This window comes from Cohaesibacter sp. ES.047 (assembly GCF_900215505.1).
Classification (GTDB): Bacteria; Pseudomonadota; Alphaproteobacteria; order Rhizobiales; family Cohaesibacteraceae; genus Cohaesibacter.
On record NZ_LT907844.1, the window covers coordinates 2,270,553 to 2,289,557 of the forward strand.

15 protein-coding genes are annotated in these 19,005 nt (G+C 56.4%); 4 read left to right on the forward strand and 11 right to left on the reverse strand.

From position 1 onward, the window contains the following. Window positions 1-2 precede the first annotated feature (2 nt). The 8 genes from CPH65_RS10365 to CPH65_RS10400 all read right to left on the reverse strand — a co-directional run bounded on the left by CPH65_RS10365 (window position 3) and on the right by CPH65_RS10400 (window position 9,718). On the reverse strand, window positions 3-1,151 hold the full coding sequence (locus CPH65_RS10365) for an ABC transporter permease (RefSeq protein ID WP_096173404.1): 1,149 nt from the start codon (window positions 1,149-1,151) through the stop codon (window positions 3-5). Window positions 1,152-1,153: 2 nt separating this feature from the next. Continuing rightward, the gene (locus CPH65_RS10370) at window positions 1,154-2,266 is read right to left on the reverse strand and encodes a microcin C ABC transporter permease YejB (RefSeq protein ID WP_096173405.1); all 1,113 of its coding nucleotides are present in this window, start codon (window positions 2,264-2,266) and stop codon (window positions 1,154-1,156) included. A gap of 102 nt (window positions 2,267-2,368) precedes the next feature. After that, window positions 2,369-4,282 (reverse strand): extracellular solute-binding protein, encoded by a 1,914-nt coding sequence (locus CPH65_RS10375; protein ID WP_244574590.1) that lies wholly within the window; start codon window positions 4,280-4,282, stop codon window positions 2,369-2,371. Window positions 4,283-4,344: 62 nt separating this feature from the next. Next, window positions 4,345-6,315, reverse strand: coding sequence for an extracellular solute-binding protein (locus tag CPH65_RS10380; protein WP_244574591.1), 1,971 nt, complete (start codon window positions 6,313-6,315; stop codon window positions 4,345-4,347). Window positions 6,316-6,444: 129 nt separating this feature from the next. Then, the gene (locus CPH65_RS10385) at window positions 6,445-6,945 is read right to left on the reverse strand and encodes a YbaK/EbsC family protein (protein ID WP_244574592.1); all 501 of its coding nucleotides are present in this window, start codon (window positions 6,943-6,945) and stop codon (window positions 6,445-6,447) included. Next, window positions 6,946-8,241, reverse strand: coding sequence for a nicotinate phosphoribosyltransferase (pncB, locus tag CPH65_RS10390; RefSeq protein ID WP_096173406.1), 1,296 nt, complete (start codon window positions 8,239-8,241; stop codon window positions 6,946-6,948). A gap of 93 nt (window positions 8,242-8,334) precedes the next feature. Further along, window positions 8,335-8,946: a bifunctional nicotinamidase/pyrazinamidase gene (gene pncA / locus CPH65_RS10395; protein ID WP_096173407.1), complete on the reverse strand. Its 612-nt coding sequence runs from the start codon at window positions 8,944-8,946 to the stop codon at window positions 8,335-8,337. A gap of 250 nt (window positions 8,947-9,196) precedes the next feature. After that, window positions 9,197-9,718, reverse strand: coding sequence for a cytochrome c family protein (locus CPH65_RS10400; protein ID WP_096173408.1), 522 nt, complete (start codon window positions 9,716-9,718; stop codon window positions 9,197-9,199). 192 nt (window positions 9,719-9,910) lie between these two features. On the opposite strand from CPH65_RS10400, the gene CPH65_RS10405 reads away from it, so the two are divergent. Together CPH65_RS10405 and CPH65_RS10410 are read left to right on the forward strand one after the other, a co-directional pair. Next, entirely contained in the window at window positions 9,911-10,669 is a 759-nt protein-coding gene (locus CPH65_RS10405) for a 3-deoxy-manno-octulosonate cytidylyltransferase (protein WP_096173409.1), read from the forward strand. An 88-nt stretch (window positions 10,670-10,757) separates the two neighbouring features. Continuing rightward, window positions 10,758-11,645 carry a prephenate dehydratase gene (locus CPH65_RS10410; protein ID WP_096173410.1) on the forward strand — a complete coding sequence of 296 codons (888 nt, stop codon included), beginning with the start codon at window positions 10,758-10,760 and terminating at the stop codon, window positions 11,643-11,645. Window positions 11,646-11,866: 221 nt separating this feature from the next. Here CPH65_RS10410 and CPH65_RS10415 read toward each other — a convergent pair whose 3' ends face one another. Further along, window positions 11,867-12,316: a hypothetical protein gene (locus tag CPH65_RS10415; RefSeq protein ID WP_197704004.1), complete on the reverse strand. Its 450-nt coding sequence runs from the start codon at window positions 12,314-12,316 to the stop codon at window positions 11,867-11,869. Window positions 12,317-12,619: 303 nt separating this feature from the next. Here CPH65_RS10415 and CPH65_RS10420 point away from each other — a divergent pair, with 303 nt between their 5' ends. Next, window positions 12,620-15,322: an EAL domain-containing protein gene (locus CPH65_RS10420; protein WP_096173412.1), complete on the forward strand. Its 2,703-nt coding sequence runs from the start codon at window positions 12,620-12,622 to the stop codon at window positions 15,320-15,322. A 95-nt stretch (window positions 15,323-15,417) separates the two neighbouring features. Here CPH65_RS10420 and CPH65_RS10425 read toward each other — a convergent pair whose 3' ends face one another. Continuing rightward, window positions 15,418-16,341: an MBL fold metallo-hydrolase gene (locus CPH65_RS10425; protein WP_096173413.1), complete on the reverse strand. Its 924-nt coding sequence runs from the start codon at window positions 16,339-16,341 to the stop codon at window positions 15,418-15,420. Between the two features lie 369 nt (window positions 16,342-16,710). On the opposite strand from CPH65_RS10425, the gene CPH65_RS10430 reads away from it, so the two are divergent. Continuing rightward, entirely contained in the window at window positions 16,711-17,877 is a 1,167-nt protein-coding gene (locus CPH65_RS10430; RefSeq protein ID WP_172891500.1) for an acyltransferase, read from the forward strand. Here the strand turns inward: CPH65_RS10430 and nudC are convergent. Next, on the reverse strand, window positions 17,874-18,866 hold the full coding sequence (gene nudC, locus CPH65_RS10435; protein ID WP_157747612.1) for an NAD(+) diphosphatase: 993 nt from the start codon (window positions 18,864-18,866) through the stop codon (window positions 17,874-17,876). The genes CPH65_RS10430 and nudC overlap by 4 nt on opposite strands. Window positions 18,867-19,005 lie beyond the last annotated feature (139 nt).

Genomic DNA, 19,005 nt, shown 5'->3' on the forward strand with positions numbered 1-19,005 from the left:
CCTTAATGAAATGTCTTGCGAGGATCGAACGCGTCGCGCACCGCTTCACCGATGAAGATGAGCAGGCTGAGCATGATCGAGATGGACAGAAAGCCGGTGATGCCGAGCCAAGGAGCCTCAAGGTTCTTCTTGCCCTGCGCCAGCAATTCACCCAGCGAAGGAGAACCCGGCGGCAGGCCGAACCCAAGGAAGTCGAGAGACGTCAGCGTCGTGATCGATCCGTTGAGAATAAAGGGCATGAAGGTGAGCGTCGCCACCATGGCGTTGGGCAACAGATGCCTGAGCATAATGGTCCTGTTCGACACCCCGAGCGCTCGCGCCGCCGAGACATATTCGAAATTTCGGGCGCGCAGGAATTCTGCCCTCACGACGCCCACCAGTGCCACCCACGAGAACAGCAACAGGATGCCAAGCAGGATCCAGAAACTCGGGGTGATGATGGCTGCGATAATGAGGAGCAGATAGAGCTGGGGCACAGAGGTCCATATTTCGATGAAGCGCTGGAAAATGAGATCAGTCAGGCCGCCGAAATAGCCCTGCACGGCCCCTGCGGTCACACCGATGACCGAGGAGAAGAGGGTGAGCGTCAACCCGAACAGAACCGAGATGCGAAAGCCGTAGATCAACCGCGCCAGAACATCGCGGCCCTGATCGTCGGTGCCGATCCAGTTCCAGTTGCCGATGGTGCAGTTGCGGTCATTGACGCCATCGACAAAGGGCGCACAGCGGGTCTCGATGTCGAGCATCCAGCTCGGAGGAGCTGGCGCCGGGGTCGGCAGATCAAGGTTGACCGTGCGATAGCTGTAGCGTACCGGGGCCCAGAGGATCCAGCCATTGTTGTTGATCTCGTCCTGAATGAACGGATCGCGATAATCGGTATTGGGCAGGAAGCCGCCGAATTTTGTCTCCGGATAGTCGGAGACCAGCGGCGACAGCAACTCGCCCTTGTAAGAGACCAGCAGCGGCTTGTCATTGGCGATCAGTTCGGCAAACAGCGTCAGGAAAAACAGCAAAGCGAACAGATAGAGCGAGATGTAACCGCGCTTGTTGGCCTTGAAATTCTTCCAGCGGCGCTGATTGAGCGGCGACATGCGGTCATGGAAGCTCGGCTTCTTGACTTTTTTGGTCTTGGTCATCGTGGTCTCGCTCATCCCTAAACCTCCCGGCTTTCAAAGTCGATCCGGGGATCGATGAGCATGTAGGTGATGTCTGAGACGAGGCTGATGAGAAGACCCATCAACGAAAAGATATAAAGGGTCGCAAAAACCACCGCATAGTCCCGGTTGATCACGCTCTCGAAGGACAATAGCCCCAATCCGTCAAGCGAGAAGATGGTCTCGATGAGCAGGGATCCGCCAAAGAAGGCGCTGATGAATGCGCCGGGAAAGCCCGCTATGATGATCAGCATGGCGTTGCGGAAGACATGTCCATAGAGCACCTGACGTTCATTCAGTCCCTTGGCCCGCGCCGTGACGACATATTGCTTGCGGATCTCGTCAAGGAACGAGTTTTTGGTCAGAAGCGTCGTTGTGGCAAAGGCGGCAAGTGCCATGGAGATGAGCGGCAGGGCGAGGTGCCAGAAATAGTCGATGATCTTCTCATACCAACTGAGATCGGCGAAATTGTCCGAAACAAGCCCGCGCAACGGGAACCAGTCAAAGAAGGATCCACCGGCGAACAGCACCACCAAGAGCACCGCAAACAGGAAGCCGGGGATGGCATAGCCGATGATGATCACAGCCGAGGTCCAGACATCGAATTTCGAGCCGTCCGTCACGGCCTTTCTGATCCCCAGCGGAATTGAAATGACATAGGAAATCAGGGTCATCCAGAGCCCCAGCGAAATGGAAACCGGCATCTTCTCGATGATCAGATCAAGCACGCCAATATCGCGGAAATAACTGTCGCCAAAGTCGAAGGTCGCATAGTCGACGAGCATTCCGAGGAACCGTTCAAGTGGCGGTTTGTCAAAGCCGAATTGCTTTTCCAGATCCTTGATGAAGTCCGGATCGAGCCCTTGCGCGCCGCGATATTTGGAATTGATGTCATCGGCACCGGCGTTGCCCTGTCCGGCGCCCGTGCCGGCAAAGTCGCCGCTGCTGCCCGAGATCCGTTCCGTTGCCGACACATCAGTGCCGGTAACCTGAGCGATGATCTTTTCAACCGGACCACCCGGAGCAAACTGGATGACCGCGAAATTGATTGCCATGATCCCGATGAGGGTCGGGATGATCAGCAGGAGACGTCGCAGAATATAAGCGCTCATTCTCTCTCCATTGTCTGTTCGGGCTCTGACGGCCCGACCCATTGAAAGCCATTCGGGTCATCTAGACACGAAGCCTCACAACGTTTCGTTAACCATGAGGCATCAAGAGGGCTGATCTTCGGCCCACCACCAGCTTTCGGGGCTAAAATCATAAAGATCGGCACTATCTGGCCAACCAAGGCCCTTCCAGACACCGAGTGTATGCACCGGTTTGTTCCAGTTCGGCACCCAATAATGGCCCGCACGCCAGAGCCGGTCGATGGCCCGTCCCGCCGCTTCCATATCTTCACGGGTTTTGGCGGCAAGTCCGGTTTCGATCAAGGCGTCGAGCACCGGGTCCTTGACCCCGGCATAATTGTAGCTACCGGGGGTGTCAGCCGCCTCAGAACTCCAGATATCCCGGGTTGACGGTGTGAGGTTGGCCGAGAGTGCCAGTCGCAGGCCGGTCATGTCGAAATCGAAGTCTCTGGTCCGAGCCTGATATTGCGAGGGATCGACGAGGCGCAAGGTCAGCTTGATGCCCAGCAGGGCGAGGGCGTTGGACCAGGGCGTGACGATCCGCGCAAAGGCGGGACTGGGGGTCAGGAGTTCAATCTCAAGCCGCTCTCCGGCTTCATTGACCAGCTCTCCCCCTTGGCGCTTCCAGCCTGCTTCAGCAAGCAATCGATTGGCGCGGGCCAGCAATTTGCGATCCTTGCCCGATCCGTCCGAGACTGGTGGGCTGTAGGGCACATCGAACACAGCCGGATTGAGCTGATCGCGATAGGATTCAAGCAGTGCCAGCTCTTTGCCGCTCGCAGGCCCAGCGGCCTTCATGTTGGTGCGCTCGAAGAAGGACTCCGTGCGCTGATAGAGCCCGTAAAACAAATTTTTGTTCGACCATTCGAAGTCGAATGCGAGGGCGATGGCCTCGCGCGTGCGCGGATCCGCGAACTTGCTGCGCCTGAGATTAAAGAACCAACCTTGCCCGCCAGAGGGGCGCCCGTCAGGAATTTCCTGCTTGTAGGCGCGGCCATCCAGGATTGCGGGAAAGTCATATTGCGTCGCCCAGCTCTTGGAGGAGAATTCCTCGTAGAAATTGAGATCGCCTTTCTTGAAGGCCTCGAACAGAATGGTGTGGTCGCGCGCAAAGAGCAGTCGGATGACGTCGAAATTGCCATGCCCAATTGCGGTTGGCAGGTCTGCCCCCCAATACTCCGGATCGCGATGAAACTCGATAAAGCTGCCAGCTTTCATCTTGCCCACCTTGTACCCACCAGACCCCAGCGGGGGAGTGAGGGTGGAAGCGAGGAAATCCACCTCACTGTAATAGATTTTGGAGAAGATCGGGATGTCGGAGGTGACATTGAGCATGGCCTGACGACCCTGCTTGCCGGAAAAGGCCATCACGACTTGTTCACCTTCAACAAACACCTCATCGAGTTCAGACAGGATCGTCTTGAGCACTGGATGCCCGTTTTCCTTGAGCAGATTGTAGGAAAAAGCCACATCCTCCGGCGTCACGACACTGCCGTCATGAAAGCGGGCTTGGGGGCGCAAGGAGAACGTCAGCCGATTGCCATCGGGAGACAGGGTGACCGCTCGGGCGAGATGACAATAGATGGCATCCGGTTCATCGAGAGCGCGGACCATCAGCGAATCGAACAAGAGGCCGATGCGCGGCGGTGCATCGCCCTTCAGCGTGAAGCCGTTCAGCGTGTTGAAGGTTCGAGGGTTTTCATTCAGTCCCCAGCTTGGCGGATTGAAGGCAAAGCGCCCACCCTTCGGCGCATCAGGGTTGATATAGTCGAAATGGACAAAGCCGGGCGGATATTTGAGCGGGCCGAAGACCGACAGGCCATGCAGTTCTGCGGCAGCCCATCCAACAAGCGGCCGACCGACAAGACCCGCACCGAACACCGCCGCAGAGACGGCAGCCAGAGCCGAGGAGCGCAGAAAGGCACGCCGGTCAAGACCGGATGAAGCACCCGGCTCGGTCCCCCATGAGCGGGGCATGATGTCTCTGTCCTTCGTCAAGTGCCGTCCTTCGCTGTTGAGCTCGTCCAATTGAATTGCTCCATGCGCTTCTGCAAGCAAGATCAGTTTTTCGCAGCCACCGCTTCGGCTTTGGCCTCGTCCCACCACCAGATGGTCGGGAAGCCCACGCTCAACATCGGCAGCGGATCTGGATGGCCGAACCGGTCCCAATAGGCAATCCGGGTTGCTGGCAGTGTCCAGCCGGGGATGACATAGTGATTGGCCAGAAGAACGCGATCAAGCGCCTTGGTGGCCGCGACCAGCGTCTCCCGGTCATCGGCATAGATCACCTTGTTGATCAGCTCATCCACCGCCTCGTTCTTGATGCCCACATAATTGGCCGACCCTTCGCGGTCTGCGGATTCGGAGCCGAAAAATTCCTTCTGCTCGTTGCCGGGCGACAGGCTCTGGGGCCAGCCGGTGTAGATCATGTCAAAATCGCGACTGCGAACCCGATTGACATACTGCGCGCTGTCAACGACACGCGGGGTCATGGTGATCCCGACCCGCTGAAGCGAGGATTGCAGGCGCAGCGCGACACGCTCGAACCTGTTGCTGTTCAGCAGATACTCAATCTCGAACGCTTCGCCTTTGTCATTGCGCATCACGACCTTGGTGGGATCGCTGGCCAGCCCCAAGGTGACCATCACCGAGTGCAGAAAGCCCTCTGGACGGTTCTCCATGTCGACTTCTGTGCGCGGCTCCCAGCCTGCTTCCTTGAACAGATCAAGCGCCTTTTTCAGATTGTCGCGCAAGTCTTCCCGGCTCTCGACCTTGGGATTTGTATAAGGCTCGAAAGCTGCGGGCGGGATCTTGTCACGAAGCGGTTCCAGAAGCGCCTTGACTTCGCCCTCTGCCGTGCCGGAGGAGGCGAGTTCGGAGCCGAAATAGAAGCTGTTGATGCGATCATACTGGTCATAGAACAGCGTGCGGTTCATTTCCTCGAAGTTGAAGACATAATTGAGTGCCTCACGCACACGCGGATCCTGAAATTTCTCGCGTCGCAAGTTGGGCAGGAAGCCGACAAGAACACCTGACGATTTGTCGGGGATCTGGTCCTTGACGACCCGTCCATCCTCAGCCGCAGGAAACGCATATTCCGTTGCCCAGCGCTTGGCGGTTGCCTCCACGCGGAAATCATACCCGCCGGATTTGAAATTCTCAAAAAGTACCGTGTCATCGCGGAAATATTCAACGCGCAGTTCATCGAAATTGCTGGTGCCGATATTGACGTTGAGATCCTTGCCCCAATAATCCTTGACCCGGACATAGGAAATGTATTTTCCCGGAGAAAAATCGCCGATTTTATAGGCACCCGAGCCAAGCGGTGGCTCGAGGGTGCCTTTTGAGATGTCGCGCTTCTCGCCCTTCTCGTTGGTGCCTGTCCACCAGTGTTTGGGCAGGATCATCAGCTGGCCGACGATATGGGGCAGCTCGCGATTGCCTTCCTGATCAAAGGTGAAGGTCACTTCATGCTCGCCGGTGACTTCAGCCTTGGTGACGTGGCTATAATAGAAACGCTGCTGCGGGTTGAGTTCTGTCAGCTTCTCGAATGACCAGACCACATCCTCGGGCGTGATGGGTTCGCCATCATGCCAGCGCGCCTCGTCCCGGATGCGATATTTTACATAGGAATAATTCGGCCCCACATACATGGCATCGGCGATGAGGCCATAGTCCGAGGAAATCTCGTCATAGGCCGAGGTCATCAGGGTGTCGTAGATATAACCAAGGCCCGAAGCGGGTTCGCCTTTGGGAATGATGACGTTGAAGCTGTCATAGCCGCCCTGAAGCGCCTGTCGTGCAATACCACCCTTGGGCGCGTCGGCATTGACATAATCGAAATGTTCGAACCCGGGCTGGTATTTGGGCTCACCCATCAGCGAGGAGCCGTGCAGCCAGGTCTCGAATTCCAAGGCCTTTGCATCGCCGGATCCGGCAAACAGGCCCACGGTTGTGATGGGCACGAAAGCCAGCGCGAAACACAAGGCACGCAGAGCGGAGGTCTTGCGACGGCGCAAGGAATGAGGCACGGTTTGTCTCCTTCAATCAGAGGCTTGATCAATCGATATTTTCAAATGCAATCGGTCGGTAATGTGGCAGAATCGAACAGAATTTCATGAAATTATGGTAAGAAAGAACCGATCCTAGGCCATTGAGGCCTAGGATAGCAAGGTCGCGCCGGTGACGTCCCGCAACCGATCGGGTGCAACCCGGAAGACGGCATTGGGTGCACCCGCTGCGGCCCAAACCGTATCAAAGGCGAGAAGGGCCGGGTCCATATAGACCTCCATCTCGCACAAATGTCCGATCGGAGCCACGCCGCCGATGGCAAAACCGGTCTCCGCGCGCACCTTCTTGGCATCGGCCCGATCAAGGCTTGATCCGATCACCTTGGTGGCGCCATCCAGATCTGCTCGATTGTGTCCGGCGATCAGCAGCAGTACCAGTTGCTGGTTATCATGGCGCTCGAAAATCAGGCTCTTGACGATCTGGGCCACTTCGCAGCCACAGGCAGCAGCGGCATCCTCAGCGGTGCGCGTCGACGCGGGCATGGTCTTGATCTCAACGTCAAGGCCAAGGCGGCTTGCCGCCTCTGCGACACGCTCTTTCGAACTTTGCTTGCCCTTCTTGCCCGCCTCGGGTTTCGGCATTTCATTCATTCAGACAATGACCTCCATAGCTTTTTGGGCACCAACACCAAAGACGCGCTTGTACCGTTCGATTTCATCTTGCGGCCCCATGGCCTTGTTCGGATTGTCCGACAGCTTGACCGTTGGCCGTCCGTTGGCTGACACGGCTTTGCAGACCAGCGAGAAGGGGGCAAGGTCATCCTCGGCAACAAGTCCTCGGAAATCGTTGGTCAAAAGCGTGCCCCAGCCAAATGAGATCCGAACGCGCCCGTGGAACTGGTTATAAAGCGTGGCGATTTCGTCTACATCAAGGCCGTCCGAGAAGATGATCAGCTTCTGCGTTGGGTCTTCGCCCCGGTCAAGCCACCACTGGATGGCGGTCTCGGCGGCCTCGGCTGGTTGGCCACTATCGATGCGGATTCCTGTCCAACTGGTCAGCCAGTCCGGAGCGCGTTCCAGAAATCCCTTGGTGCCATAGGTGTCGGGCAGAATGACCCGCAGATTGCCGTCATGCTCGCGCTGCCAGTCTTCAAGGACGCGATAGGGCGCTTCAGCCAGATCTTCATCACTGGTCGCGAGCGCGGAGTAGACCATCGGCAGCTCATGGGCGTTGGTGCCAATGGCTTCCAACTCGCGCCGCATGGCAATGAGGCAGTTCGACGTGCCAATGAAGTTGTCGCCAAGGCCCTCCCGCATGGCCTGAACGCACCAGTCCTGCCAAAGGAAGGAATGCCGCCGCCGTGTCCCGAAATCAGCCAGCCGAATATCGCCGATCGCCCTGAGCCGTTCGACCTTTTCCCAGAGCCGTGTCATGGCGCGGGCATATAGGATCTGGAGCTCGAAGCGGGCCATCTTCTGCAGAGAGGCGCGGGAGCGCAATTCCATCAACACTGAGAGCGCCGGGATTTCCCACAGCATCACTGCCGGCCACGGGCCTTCGAAGCTGAGCTCATATTGATCCCCCACCCGTTCGAGGTGATAGGGCGGCAGCGTCAGCTCCTCGAACCATTCCATGAAGTCGGAATGGAACATGGAGCGTTTGCCATAGAACATGTTGCCGCGCAGCCATGTGCTTTCGCCCCGCGACAGGCGCAGGGTGCGGATATAATCGAGCTGTGCCCTGAGTTCGCCCTCATCGATCAGATCCGCAAGCGGGATATGCTTGGAGCGATTGATCAGGCTGAACTCGACATGGACGTCCGGCTTGTTGTGAAAAACCGATTGCGCCATCAGAAGCTTGTAGAAATCGGTGTCGATAAGGGAGCGGACGATGGGATCGATCTTCCAGCGGTGACTATAGACGCGAGACGCGAGATCCGTGGTCATGAGAGGGCCTTGTGCAAATGACAAATCAGTAACAGGCTGACGCACCGGTCAGCCTGTTGCAAGAGATTTCTTGTCCAAAATCGACGCGGCTGGCTAGTCACTGAGGATGACGCCATGCGCGCGCATGTCGGCAAGGGCGGCATCGAGCGATCCATCAAGATCAATGGCGCGGCACGCCTTGAGATCCACATGGACCTCAAAGCCCAGTTTGGCGGCATCCACGGCAGAAAAGCGAACACAGAAGTCCGTGGCAAGCCCGGCCATCACCAGAGACGTGATGCCTTTCTCGCGCAAATAGCCTTCAAGCCCGGTTGGGGTGGTGTGGTCATTTTCGAAAAAGGCCGAATAGCTGTCAATGGTCGGATTGCTGCCCTTGCGCAGGATCATGCTGGCGGCATTGGTGGCAAGACCGGGATGAAGCTGGGCACCGTCGCTGCCCTGAATGCAATGGTCTGGCCACAGAACCTGCGGACCATAGGGCATGTCGATCATATCGTAGGGTGATTTGTTTGCGTGGCTCGAGACAAAGGACAGGTGACCATCGGGATGCCAGTCCTGTGTCAGAACGATGGTTGAAAACCCGTTCTGAAGGGCGTTTACGCGATCGATGATCTGATTGCCCTCCGGTACGGCGAGGCTTCCTCCCGGGCAGAAGTCATTTTGCACATCAATGAGAATGAGCGCTTGATGGGCTGGATTTGGCATCTAGGAGTTCCTCCGGGATTTTTCAATTAACAAAGGTCGTGCTGTCGGGTGGAGTGGTCAAAGCACTCCCAGCACAGATGGGGCGCGGCCTGACCGATGGCCACCCCTGATGCTGCCCTGATGCTGAAAATATGCTGAAAACGACGACAAAGGTAAGAAAGAAAAAAGACGCGCATGACGCCAAAAGGCCAGGGAGACTCCGGCCTTGAGCACATCTTTCAAGCATGCGCGCATGTGTCGCGCATTGTGATTATTCGCTCAGCGTCTGAAGGTATTTGATGAGATCGGCGCGGTCGCCGTCTTTTCTCAGACCGGCGAATGCCATTTTGGTGCCATCGACCAGATCCCTGGGCTTGGTCAGGAAAGCGTTGAGTGTTTCCGTATCCCAGGTCTTGCCTTCGCCGAAAGACTTCATCGCATCGGAATAGTTGAAGTCGGTCACAGATGCAATGTCGCGGCCAACAACATCGTGCAGGTGCGGGCCGGTCTTGTTGGCACCGCCAGCTTCAAACGTATGACAAGCCGCACATTTTTTGGCAACACGCTCCCCTTTGGAAGGGTCGGCGTCGGCCAGAAGGACGCTGAAGTCGACTTTCTCGACTTCTTCGACCGGAGCGGCCGTGTCACCGGCATCGGCGACTTCAATCTCATAGCCTGGCGTTTCAGGTTCGTCTGCGCTGAAGATGAAGCCAGTCACCATGCCACTGACCATGATGAAAATCAGGGCCATCAAAAGCGCGCCAAAGGCTTTGTTGAGTTCAAAAAAATTCATTGGTCCTAGCTCCGGGGTCATTTGGGAAACGCGAGCGATACAGCATCAGTATAGCAAATTGCGTATAGCGTTTTCTACTTGCTGCGGAAACTACTAGCTTTTCCGGATGAATGTCCATAGGAATAGCGGCTAAGATACTCCGACTTGGGGGGTAGAAAGACCCCTTTTCAACAATATTGGGGAGATATCCGCATGTCACTTGGTACCAAAGACATCAATCCGATTGTCCTGATTCCGGCATGCATGACTTCGAACCGCCTTCCAAACAAGCCTATGATGGATATTGGCGGAGCTCCGATGATCGTGCAGGTTTGGCGACGCGCAATGGAAGCGGACATCGGTCCGGTTCTGGTTGCAGCCGATAGCCACGAGATCGCGCAAGCCATTCGCGATGCGGGTGGTGACGCCGTGGTCACCAATCCGGCCCATCCGTCCGGCTCCGACCGGATTTGCGAGGCCCTTGATCACTTTGATCCCAATCATCGGTTCAATATTGTTGTCGATCTTCAGGGGGATCTGCCCACCATTGATCCGACCATTATCCGCAGCGTTCTGGTGCCCCTCGCCGACGAGGCCGTCGACATTGCGACACTCGCGGTGGAAATCACAGAAGAGGATCAGAAAAACAACCCCAATGTTGTCAAGGTCGTTGGGGCAGAAGTGGCGCCAAAGCGTCTCAAGGCCCTCTATTTCACGCGCGCCACGGCTCCTCATGGAGACGGCACACTTTATCATCACATCGGTCTTTACGCCTATCGCCGCAACGTGCTCGAGACCTTCAGCGAACTTCCGGTGTCCCAACTCGAGGACCGCGAACATCTGGAGCAGCTAAGGGCCATCGAGGCAGGCATGCGTATTGATGTTGCCATTGTCGACGATTTCCCCTTTGGTGTGGATACGATGGATGATGTCGAAAAGGCGCGAGCCATCATCGCAAATCGTGCTATCTGATACGCGATTATCTGGCGGCAGCTGTCCGCCAGAAAACCCCCAGCTCGCGAGCCATGCCCGCGACCCAATGATCTATCAAGGAGCCGTTATGATCGCCAAGAAAGTCGTCTTTCAGGGAGAACCGGGAGCCAATTCGCATATCGCATGCAACAATGTCTTTCCCGACTGCGACGCAATCCCCATGTCGACTTTCGAAGACTGCTTTAACGCGGTTCAAAACGATGTTGCGGATCTTGCGATGATTCCCGTCGAGAACTCGGTCGCGGGCCGTGTTGCCGACATTCATCACCTGATGCCCACGTCCGATCTACATATCATTGGCGAGTATTTCCTGCCCATCAGTCACCAGCTGGTTGGCATCAAGGGCTCGAAGCTGTCCGATGTAGACTCGGTTCAGAGCCATCTCATGGCCCTTGGTCAATGCCGCAAGGTGATCCGCGAGCTTGGGGTCAAGGCTGTGGTTGGGGCGGATACCGCCGGTTCGGCACGACAGATTGCAGAACTGGGCGATCGGTCCAAGGCGGCGATTGCCTCTGAATTGGCCGCACAGGTTTATGATCTGGATATTCTCAAGGCGAATATTGAAGACGAAGCCCACAACACGACCCGCTTCATCATCCTGTCTAAATACCCGATCAAGGCAGATCGAGGCTCCGGACCGGTGATCACGACCTTCGTCTTCCGGGTGCGCAACGTGCCTGCCGCGCTCTACAAGGCGATGGGCGGTTTTGCAACCAATGGTGTCAACATGACCAAGTTGGAGAGCTATCAGACGGGCGGCAAATTCTTCGCAACCCAGTTTTACTCCGATGTTGAAGGTCATCCGGATGACCCTTCTGTTCAATTGGCGCTTGAGGAACTGCGCTTCTTCTCCGCTGAACTGAAGATTCTGGGCGTCTACCCGGCCCACGAATTCCGCTCGACCCACAACGAACCGGAGGCCAACCGCGCTTTGCGCCCAAGCCCCGAGTTATGAAAGAGTGACGAGATATCGTGACAAGGGTGAAGAGCCCGGACTAGAGCCAACATCGGGCACACCCGTGCACGAGAATGGCTCTAACATACTGAGAAATGGCGTTTAATCTAAACCGGTCACCCGGTTTATCTTCAAATCGCTCGAGACGCAAAAAAGCCGGTCATTGACCGGCTTTTTCTTTGATCACATCCTCACCTGCTTAAGCATTGTTGTCTGAAGAGTCAGCACCGATAGGCATAGGTGAAGACCAGCGTGTCCGACGTCCAGCGCCCTGTGGGGCGGCATCGTTTGTGTATTTCCCGATCACCCTGAACCGTGACCCGCAACTGATTTGGCGCCACGGGGCCTTCGGCGCGATAGGGCTGGGGACTGCCCGGACAATATTGGGAGAAGACACGCGCCGTTCCCACATACCAGTCGCCCTGTTTGCTGCCATTGAACAACAGGGTTCCGCGACTGACGGACAATCCCGCTCGCGGCTGCTCGTAATAGAACCAGCGGTCATTGCCGCGCGCCTTCAAACGCATCAGAGAGCCGTTGTGCCACCAGCAACTGTCAGCCACTGCGGATGTGGCGAGACTTGTCAGCGACAAGCCCGCGATGGGGATGATGAGCGCAAGAAACAGTGGCTTGCGCAGCAGCATAAAGAAAGGGGAAATTAAGCCAGACATGTCAGGTTCCAGTCATTCCGCGGACCGGGTAAAAGCATACCATGATACCGCAATTGTGCGAATGATGGAAATGACAAGGCAGAGCCCATACAACCAAAGGACTAGAGGCTGTCGGTGCACAATGCAAAGCGCCGGGGCCTTGCGGGTTCTCTAGCGGCAACACGAATCTGGCGCGTGGGATCACGGCATCCACCTATGGCAAACCACCAGATATTGGACATTGATCACTCTTTTTCAACATTTCCATAGCAAACTCCCGGTTGAAACTTTCCTCAGTTCTCCGTTTAAGAGCCCGACAAAGAGATGATCGAATACGGTTCGGCGAATAACAGCTTATGGCAACAAGTTCGGTTTCTCATATGGAATCCGGCCAACCTGCCCGCTTTGATCGCCGTGGTTGTCCTTGTGGCCGCGACCCTGTTTGCCGAGCACATCACTGAGAGCTCCGAGGCGCAGCAAGAACGATCGGCGCTGCAAAACAAGGCAACCGTGATGGCCGCAAAGCTTCAGGCCCACATGTCGCCGAGTATCGAACTGGCGCGAGGTCTTTCAGCCATGATCTCAACCGAGCCGGATATCGATCAGGAGCACTTTTCCGATTTGGCTCGCAATCTTTTTCATCAACACAGCCACTTGATTAATATTGCCGGTGTACCGGGTATGGTCGTCAAAATGGTCTATCCTGAGCAAGAAAACCGCAAGGTGCTAGGGCTCGACCTTCGCAAACACGAGACGCAAAGAGAGCTGGCCCTCAAGACACGAGACGAAAATACTCCGACCCTGGCTGGCCCGGTTGCACTCATTCAGGGTGGAGAGGCCTTCATCGTTCGCTATCCCATCTACTATGACGACAAGGTTGTGGGGCGGCAGTTCTGGGGCCTTCTCTCGTTGGTTATCGACATCGCCGAGATTTATGACCATACGGGTCTTGATGAGCAATCCAATGTCTCCTTTGCCCTTTTGGGGCGGGATGGCAAGGGTGAAAATGGTGCGCTTTTCTATGGTAGCGGAGCGGTGCTGGCCTCTCAGCCGGTTGAGGCCGTGGTTGACTTCGGCTTCGCCAGCTGGGTTCTCAAGGCCATCCCCAAAGGAGGATGGCAGGCTGGCACGCATCGCACAAAGTTGATCCGTCTTGTGGCGGCACTGGCGTTTTTGCTGATTGTCATTCCATTTCTTTTCGTCGGCTGGCTCTATCGGGATCGTCTGGTGCATCTGCGTGAGCGGATCATTCGCGATCACGCGCTGACCGACGCAAACAAGCGTTTGCAATTGGCCCTCGACGCATCGGGGATTGCTGTCTGGGAGATGGACCCGAAAACCGGCATTGCCAAATGGGATCGGCGTTTCCTCAAGCAATTTGGTCTTGATCCGGAAGGCAAAGATCACTCCGATTTACAGGCGTTGCTGACGTGGCTTCCGATCGTGGATCGAGACGCCACACTTGACGCAATCAGGGAAGCCCTGAAATCTAAGGGCAGATTCAGGAGCGATTATCGTGTGGCCATGCAGGATGGTGTGCAGAAACACTTTCGCACGGTCGGTTCCTTTCTCAAGGACGAAAACGGTGGCAGGCGGCTGGTCGGGCTCAATTGGGACATCACCACAGACGTCGAGCGCGAGAAGGAGCTCTGTCTTGCGCGAACCGAGAGCGACGAGCGCAATCAGGAGCTGGAGGAGGCAAAGGCACGCCTCGAGGCCCTCGCAAAGCACGATTTCCTGACCCGATTGCCCAACCGGCGGTATCTGGATGAGAAACTGACCGGCAGCGAATATGAGCCAAGCCTCATGTCCGAAACGCTGCAAATGCTCAAGATCGATCTCGACGGCTTTAAGGACATCAACGACAGTTTTGGTCATGCCGCTGGTGACATCATGTTGCGCCGAACAGCCGACCTGTTGCGAAGCGCGATTAAAGAGGGGGAATTTGCGGCCCGTATCGGCGGTGATGAATTTGTTTTGCTGTGCGACAGCGCCAAGGAGCCTTCACGCCCCGAAACTCTGGCCAAACAGCTCCTCAGTGAAATTGACCGCCCCATCGACTATAGGGGGCGGACCTGTCGGTTGGGCATGAGCATCGGTATCTCATCAGGCAAGGATGCATTTCTGGACGCGGACAAAATGCTCAGCAACTCCGATCTGGCCCTTTATCAGGTCAAGCAAAAGGGCAAGGGCGGTTTCGAGGTCTTTTCCCAGCCGCTGTATCAAAGGGTGCGGCAGGAACGCGAACTGGCTGAAGATCTGCTGCGCGCCATCGAAACCCGCGAGTTCATCGCCCATTTTCAGGGTCAGTATTGCGCCAAGACCCACAATCTCGTTGGAGTGGAAGCGCTTGTCCGTTGGAACCATCCAAGGCGCGGTATGCTCCAGCCCTGCGAGTTTCTTGGTCTGGCCGAGAGCCTGGGCCTTACAAGTACCATCGACGCGCTTGTGCTTGATCAGACCATCGAAGCCAAAGCCTTCTGGGAGAAAAGGGGCCTGACAGTTCCGCGGGTCTCGGTCAACGTATCGGCACGACGTCTTGGGGATGCGGATCTGATATCCAAACTCAAGAAGATTGATTTCGACTGGCGTTCGCTAACCTTCGAATTGCTCGAATCCACATTTCTGGATCACAGTGACACACAGGTTGCTGCCAACATTCGACAGATCCGCAATATGGGTATCGAAATCGAGATCGACGACTTCGGCACCGCTTATGCGTCGATTGTCAGCCTCACCCATCTTTTGCCTCACCGGTTGAAGATCGACCGCGAACTGATCCAGCCTGTAATCAACAGCACGGATCAGCGCGAACTCGTGCACTCGATCATCCAAATCGGACGGACGCTCGGAATCGGGACCGTGGCTGAAGGGGTCGAAACCATGGTTCATGCGGATATTCTCGAAGCAATGGGGGTGGATGTGCTGCAGGGCTATGCCTTCTGCCGGCCCGTGACCGCAGAGCGTTTCCTCCGGCACAACAAGGAACGTCAGTTGGGCAAGATCGGGCAGTCCGGTAGGCGCTAGAAACCATCCAATCTTGAGATAAAACAGCCCCCGCATCACGCGATGCGGAGGCTTTTTTCGTTCTACCGTCTTTCATCACCTAGCAGGCCGGTTTTCTATGCCGTCAACTGATAGCTGACCGGCACATACCGGAACCCGTCACCATTTGTCTCGACAAATCCGGCTGCCGGGAAGGGCATGTGATAACCGATCATCGGAATGCGGTCGGTGGCCAGCATGCCGAGAACCTTGCGGCGGGACTTCGCTGCCATTTCCTTGTCCATGTCAAAGCGCACCTCCCAGTCAGGGTAGGCGAGGGACCAAACATAATGGTTGGCAAGATCGGCCATGAGAAGAAGCTGCTGGTCATTGCTATCGAGCATGAAGGTCATGTGGCCGGGGGTGTGACCCGGTGCGAGCATTGCAGAAATGCCCGGCGCCACGCTGTCACCATCAGACAGGAACGACATTCTCTCGGCAAGCGGTTTCACATTCTTGGCAAAGCCTTCGCTGTCAGTCTTGGACCAGTGGTCATACTCGATCTGCCCGGTAAGGAATGCAGCATTCTCAAACGTCGGAGCGCCGTCTGCCATCAGACCGCCGATGTGGTCGCCGTGCATATGCGTGATGACCACATGGGTCACCTCTGACGGTTTGGTGCCTGCTTCTGCGAGCGCTGCCGTGATGCCCGCTGCGTTAAGGCCGGTATCGAACAGGATCACATTCTCGCCGCTGCGAACCAGCGTCGGCGTGAAATAGAACTGGGCCATGTCTGTCCCGATAAAGTTGGCCTTGCTGATCTCTGCGAATGTCTCGTCGGACACATTGAGACCGAAAATGCCGTGCGGATTGTCGCGCGGGGCAGAGCCGGCGAGCAGGGCCACGACCTCCAGATCGCCAACCTTGAACCCGCGGGCCTTGGCCATCGGCAGCAATTTTTTCTTGTGATCCATGGCCAATGAAGGCCGAGGAAGGGTCAGACTGCCAGCCACTCCGGCAGCTGCAAGCATGGCTGTGCGGCGATTGATAGAAAAAGTCATGTCTTTTCTCCCATGTGACATGCGGCGTTTTCGCGTCGTTCGCGTCCGGCCGTCTTGTGGTCGCTGGTCTTTTCCTGCAGTCATCACGTCCCAAAAGCATCAAGGGCGTTGCCGCAGCATGGCTTTATCAGTGTTGATTGTTTTTGGAGCTCTTCTGCCATCCCGTCAAAGCCAGAAGCTCTCTTACTTATCTACGTAGAAAAACTAGTATTGGATGATCGGGAGATCAAAACAATTGCTTGTGAAGCGGCGGTGGATCGATCTGGTGTCGGGCAGGGCTGCTCGAATGAGCGCACATTAACTCTTATCAAAACAATTGAACATAAGATGTCCAAATCACAGATCTCATTGGCATGTGGCGAGTTTTTTATGGCGTCAAACAACTCTGATCAGTCCGAAAGCAGGCCAGTTTATCGGCTATTCGCCCTTTGGCGACTGATCGCTGCCATTGCAGTGATGATGTATCACATCGGTCTCTACGGGCCGCCCGCTTACCATGATCTGGCAAAAAACCTTGAGATGCTCAATGACATGCTGGACATGTTTTTTGTCGTTTCGGGCTTTCTGATCTTCAGCTTCTATATTGATCGACTGACTTCCTTTGCCGAATACAAGGCCTTTCTCGTCCGCCGGGTTGCGCGTCTTTATCCGCTGCATCTTTTGACACTGGCCTGCTTCTGCCTTGTCTGGCTCGCTGTGGGGCTTGGCATCGTTAGTGCCAAGATGACCGAGAGCTACAGCTTTGTCAGCCTGATCGAGGAAGTGCTGATGATCAATGCATGGGGCTTCAGCGACACTTTGTCCTTCAACTATGTGTCCTGGTCCCTGTCGGCCGAGTGGTTCGCCTATCTCATGTTTCCGCTATTGGTCGTCATCTGGCAAAAGTGGCAGTTGGGCGGGCTGATCGGTCTGATGTTCGTGACCATTCTCGCCCTTGAAGGTCTGACGTGGATCGGCTTCATGCCCTTCCCCTCCTGGCTGGAGGCGACCACTTGGGGGGCTTATCGCGTCTTTGCAGATTTCGTGTTGGGGGCAACGATCTGTGTTCTGGCCCAGCGCCGCTATGTGCCGATGCGCAGTCAATGGTGGCCGTGGGCAGGATATGCCATGGCGGTCTTTGTTCTGCTGTCTGACCCTGAGTGGGGATATCTGTCCATGATCGCCATCGCGCTGGCTCTGTTTCTGGCCGCGCAGGTGGAAATCAATGCCCCCGAACGCACGGCTTATCTCAACCCCCTGATGCCGTTGTCAGCGGTGTCCTTCGGCATCTACATGTGGCATCCAGTCGTTGCCAGCGCCGTGATCGGCCTTGTCTGGCAACGTTGGCTACTGCCCGACTTCGGAACGCCCTTCTGGGTCATGGTCGCCATCACGGTGATCGGGTCGATGGTGGTCAGTCTGCTTTCGGCCTATTTCTTTGAAGCTCCGGTCCGGCGAGCCATTCTCAATTGGCAAGCTCGCCGAGAAGCGAGGCGCAAAGAACAGGACGCAGGGCTGTCAGCCGCCCGCGCCAAGCAGTTTGACTTGCGGGCTTAACCAGCGTCCACCCAATAGCGAATGAGCCAGGCCGCAATGGAAAAGCGACCCGGAATATGCGGTAGACCACAGCTGGAGTCCCGGCTCAACATTTCCCGAACCTGATCGCGTGTGAACCAGCCTGCGTTGGTCAACTCCGTCGGATCGATGGAAATCTCCGAGCTCAAAGCCTCGGCAAAGCAGCCGAGCATCAAGGACGAGGGAAAGGGCCATGGCTGGCTGGTGAGATACTGAACCGCACCAATCGCAATGCCTGCCTCTTCCTCTATCTCCCGCCGCACCGCATGCTCAAGGGTCTCGCCCTGCTCCATGTAGCCGGCAAGGGTCGAATACATCGGCGAGTCAAACCGCGTGTGATGGCCCAGAAGACACCGTTCGATGCCTGCCTCGTCGCGATGGATGGCGAGCATGATGACGACAGGATCCGTGCGGGGAAATTGAAACGACGAACAGCTCGGACAATCCCGCCGCGCACCGGAGAGGGCCACCTGTGTCAGGGCTCCGCATTTCGAGCAGTAGCGCTGCGTGTCGTGCCAATGGAGCAAGCTGGTTGCCTGCGCCACAGCGCCCACCTGATCCGGGGGCAAAAGAGCCTTGAGCCCCACGTCGCGCACGGTTCCAGCGCAATAACCAGCCTTCTCGTCAAGCGCCTGACCTGCCTCGCCCTTGAGGCGTGTTGCGAGCCTTGGGGCGTTATCCTCATCCGGATCGGTGCCAAGCAGGATGACGCTGTCCATGTCTCCCCCCAACCGTTCCACACTGGCCAAACAGAACAACGGATCAAGCCTGTCGTCACGCTGGCGCATCACGACTTGATCGCCATCGAACAGATAGAAGCGCGCACCCGGTGCTGCCATCATGCGTTCAAGAGTGGTTTCGTCCCGTGCTTCGGTGTCGCGATCAAGGCGGTTGTGCGCATATCCAAGACCTTCAAAGGTCGGCAGCGTGTGCGAAAAGGCAAAGAAGTCGTCATTGGAAAGGCTAGCCATTGGATCCGGACCATTCATTCTTTAATAGCGGGCTGTGAAAGCGGGGATCAACCCTGAGAACCGGGAGGAGAAAACAGGGCAGGGGGATGATATGGCTCTCTTTTACGCGCCCTTCAGCGTCTTATGCAAGGGATCTGTC

Coding starts and splice junctions, on each gene's coding strand:
- nudC (WP_157747612.1), bottom strand. CDS start 18,866: ATGGCTAGCCTTTCCAATGACGACTTCTTTGCCTTTTCGCACACGCTG.
- CPH65_RS10400 (WP_096173408.1), bottom strand. CDS start 9,718: ATGAATTTTTTTGAACTCAACAAAGCCTTTGGCGCGCTTTTGATGGCC.
- CPH65_RS10430 (WP_172891500.1), top strand. CDS start 16,711: ATGGCGTCAAACAACTCTGATCAGTCCGAAAGCAGGCCAGTTTATCGG.
- CPH65_RS10410 (WP_096173410.1), top strand. CDS start 10,758: ATGATCGCCAAGAAAGTCGTCTTTCAGGGAGAACCGGGAGCCAATTCG.
- CPH65_RS10415 (WP_197704004.1), bottom strand. CDS start 12,316: ATGTCTGGCTTAATTTCCCCTTTCTTTATGCTGCTGCGCAAGCCACTG.
- CPH65_RS10370 (WP_096173405.1), bottom strand. CDS start 2,266: ATGAGCGCTTATATTCTGCGACGTCTCCTGCTGATCATCCCGACCCTC.
- CPH65_RS10385 (WP_244574592.1), bottom strand. CDS start 6,945: ATGAATGAAATGCCGAAACCCGAGGCGGGCAAGAAGGGCAAGCAAAGT.
- CPH65_RS10425 (WP_096173413.1), bottom strand. CDS start 16,341: ATGACTTTTTCTATCAATCGCCGCACAGCCATGCTTGCAGCTGCCGGA.
- pncA (WP_096173407.1), bottom strand. CDS start 8,946: ATGCCAAATCCAGCCCATCAAGCGCTCATTCTCATTGATGTGCAAAAT.
- CPH65_RS10365 (WP_096173404.1), bottom strand. CDS start 1,151: ATGAGCGAGACCACGATGACCAAGACCAAAAAAGTCAAGAAGCCGAGC.
- pncB (WP_096173406.1), bottom strand. CDS start 8,241: ATGACCACGGATCTCGCGTCTCGCGTCTATAGTCACCGCTGGAAGATC.
- CPH65_RS10405 (WP_096173409.1), top strand. CDS start 9,911: ATGTCACTTGGTACCAAAGACATCAATCCGATTGTCCTGATTCCGGCA.
- CPH65_RS10420 (WP_096173412.1), top strand. CDS start 12,620: ATGATCGAATACGGTTCGGCGAATAACAGCTTATGGCAACAAGTTCGG.